General features: G+C 59.3%; 2 protein-coding genes. Both read right to left on the bottom strand.

The genetic code is table 11. The features are described from left to right. Positions 1-541, bottom strand: a 541-nt coding sequence (locus tag ACR0EL_RS21430; RefSeq protein ID WP_480502179.1) for a 6,7-dimethyl-8-ribityllumazine synthase, incomplete at its 3' end; no start/stop codon positions are given. Positions 542-543: 2 nt separating this feature from the next. Further along, positions 544-1,642: 3,4-dihydroxy-2-butanone-4-phosphate synthase (ribB, locus tag ACR0EL_RS21425; protein ID WP_480502177.1), on the bottom strand; the 1,099-nt coding region annotated here is incomplete at its 5' end.

Raw genomic sequence — 1,642 nt, 5'->3', positions numbered from 1 at the left:
TGGGTCCGTTGCTGTCGCCCGCCACAAGGATGGACTCGGACGGTGGCTTGAAGCCCACGCCCTTTTTGGAAGAGCCCCACTTACGGCTGAGCGCGATCAGATGCAAGGCCGCAGCCGCCGCTCCACCGCCTTTATTCATCTTTTCGGGGTTTGCACGTACCTCGGCCTGTTCGTCGTTTTCGACAGTCAGGATGCCATTGCCGATCAGCAGGCCCTGCAGGCCCATCAACTGGATTGCACGGCTAGAGTCGTTGCAGACGGTTTCATAATGCGTCGTCTCGCCCCGAATGACACAGCCCAACGCGACATAGCCGTCGTAGTTGCACTGACGGTCGGCCATGGCGATTGTGGTCGGGATTTCCAGCGCACCGGGCACTTCGACCACGTCGCAGGTTCCGCCTGCGGCCTCGATCTCAGCCTTGGCACCAGCGACCATGTTGTCAGCGATGGCACGGTAGAACGGAGCCACCACCAGCAGCAGTTTCACCGGCTTGTCGAAGCTGGGAGTCGGCAGAATGCCATGTTTGTCTTTTTCAGCCATTATCAGTCTTCCTTGAGGATCGAGCGGGTGCCGACGATTGACAGTCCAAACGCGTCGAGCCCCAGATACACGGTTTCAGGCGAGTCTGTCAGCAACACCAGTTCCTGAATACCCATCTTGGACAGGATCTGCGCACCCAGACCGGTTTGCTTGATCGTGCGCGGGCCTTCGTCGTCTGCGGCATACAGCGAATTTCGCGGCTGACGGAAAAGGCAAACGACGCCGCGCCCCTCGTCAGCGATCTTTTCCATCGCGCGGGGCAGCTCTCGTGACGATTTCGGGCCAAGACCCAGAATATCGGGCGCTTCATGCAGGGCGTGGGTCCGCGTCAGGACCGGCTCGGGTGTAGTGATGTCGCCCTTGATCATGACAACGTGTTCGATACCGTGGGTCTGGTCGGTGAAAATCCGCATCTCCCATTCGCCACCGTATTCGGAATTCACTGTCTCGCGCGAAGTTTCAACCACCAGATTGTCGTTACGCGAGCGATAGGCGATCAGATCACTGATCGTGCCGATCTTCATGTCATGCTCTTCGGCGAAGGCGACCAGATCAGGCAGGCGCGCCATTGTGCCATCGGGCTTCATGATCTCGCAGATCACGCCCGAGGGGTTCAGCCCGGCCAGACGCGAGATATCAACGGCGGCTTCGGTATGCCCTGCACGCACCAATACACCGCCCCTTTTGGCGCGCAAGGGGAAGACATGGCCTGGGGTCGCTATGTGAGCCATAGTGTTTTGCTCGTTGATCGCGGTCGCCACCGTTAGTGCGCGATCAGCGGCCGATATTCCCGTCGAAACTCCCTCGCGCGCTTCTATCGACACGGTGAAGGCTGTCTCATGACGCGACGAGTTGTTCACCGCCATCATCGGCAGGCCCAGGCTATCGATCCGTTCCGCTGTCATCGGCAGGCAGATCAACCCGCGCCCATGGGTCGCCATGAAATTGATCGCCTCTGCATCAGCGAACTCAGCCGCGATCACCAGATCACCCTCATTCTCGCGGTCCTCATGATCCACAAGAATGTACATCCGGCCCTTTCGGGCCTCGTCGATGATTTCCTCGATCGGACTGATCGCCTCGCGCAATTGGGCCTCTACC

Source organism: Ruegeria sp. AH12, from assembly GCF_056541465.1.
This window is presented reverse-complemented; position numbering and strand designations above follow the sequence as displayed.